The following is a 1733-nucleotide window of genomic DNA, read 5'->3' as shown; positions in this document are numbered from 1 at the left end:
ACGGCGACACCCCGCGCCACGGTTACAGCGAAGACAACAAAGAATTTGCTTTAAATGCCGACTACCGCGGCGAAAAAGTGCGCGTGGCGTTCGACTCCATCTACGCGAAACGCAAAACCAACGGCGGTCGCGCGCGTATGCAGGACATTCAAAACGCCAACGGCCGCTTGTTTGACGCACCTGAAGGCAAAGTGAATTTGGCGCCGAGCTGGCAGGCTCAAAACACGCGCGGTCAGACCAATATGCTGACTTTTGAATGGGATGCGTTTGAAAATGCCCAAATTACAGGCGGTATTGGTTATAACAATGCGCGCTATTATGGCAATTTCGCCTCTCCTACCGTTACAAGCAGCGGTTTGACCTACAATTCAGGTCGCGCGCGTTTGACCGACCAGCGTTTTAAAACGCTCAGTATGAATCTGACTGCACGCGGCGAATTTGAAACCGGTCCGGTAAGCCACAACTGGAGTACCGCATTTGACCGCATCGACCGCAAACGCACTACTTATCAAGGCGCACGTCAAACAAGAAGCAGCGTTATCGATCCGAGCATCGACATTCCTACTCAATTGGCAAAATTGGATTCCAACTTAGGCAGCGCGTGGAACCCAACCCCTTCATTGGATACCGTGATCAAAGTAAACAGTTTGGCGGTATCTGACACGCTTGGTTTTGCCGACAACAAATACCGCCTCACTTTAGGCGGGCGTTTCCAAGCCGTCGAGCAGAAAAACAAATTAAACGGCCGCAAAGCAGATGCGAGCCGTTTCAGCCCGATGTTGATGGCAGCATGGGTTCCGCAGCCCGATTTGGTGGTTTACGGAAACTATATGGAAGATTTGGAGCCGTCCGACATTCGTACTGATGACGACGGTCATGTAACGATGGCAGATCCGCGCGTCAGCCGCCAATTTGAAGTCGGCGTACGCAAAAACTGGGGCGACTTTGTAACCACTTTAAACGCGTTCCAAATCAAACGTCCGGGCTACTGGCGCGGCAACACAACTTCAGGTACTGATTTCGCAGCGCGCAAAAATGCAGGCTTGGCTTATAGCGGTTCCGAGCAAGGCATGGAGCGCAGCCGCGGTATTGAGTTCAATACCTATGCCAACTTGTTGAACAAAACCCTGCGTCCGACTTTCGGTCTGATGTATCTGCAATCAACCGTAAAAGATTATCCGAATTTCGCCGACAATTTAGTTAACGGCGTACAAGTCGCCAACCCGCGCGTGATTGCCAAAGCAGGCGTGGAATGGGACACCCCGTTTGCCAAAGGCTTGACCCTGAACGGCAACGTTTCGTACTTCGGCAAGTCTTACCAAGACACGCAAAAACAATACGCCTTCCCGTCCTACACTTTGGTTGACATAGGCGCGCGCTACAAAACCAAGCTCGGCAAAAATACGTTGACCGTCAGCAGCTCGGTAGAAAACCTGTTCAACAAAAACTACTGGCAGGTACAGCGCGGCCAATACGACCGCAGCTTCGCCGTTGTCGGCATGCCGCGTACTTATTGGCTAAAAGCGGAATTGGATTTCTAATCTGATTTCGGTTTGACCGTAATAGCAGGCCGTCTGAAAGGGAATGATAAAGAGCAAGAATTTGGTTTTTATCCCTTTTCAGACGGCCTGATTTGATTGCCTTATGTTTTTTGCTTGAAAAATCTTACATGTTTTTTATGGATTTCACGCGAAACAAGGTTAATATTCCATTTTCACAATACATCATTCGAG

The 1733-nt window shown here is 49.9% G+C and carries 1 protein-coding gene; it reads left to right on the top strand.

All coding sequences use genetic code 11. From position 1 onward, the window contains the following. Positions 1 to 1541 (top strand): TonB-dependent receptor (locus ACTHUR_RS10860; protein ID WP_440398578.1); only part of this gene is annotated, 1541 nt, incomplete at its 5' end. Positions 1542 to 1733 lie beyond the last annotated feature (192 nt).

The sequence above is a fragment of the Neisseria sp. P0021.S007 genome (genome assembly GCF_051956855.1).
This window is presented reverse-complemented; position numbering and strand designations above follow the sequence as displayed.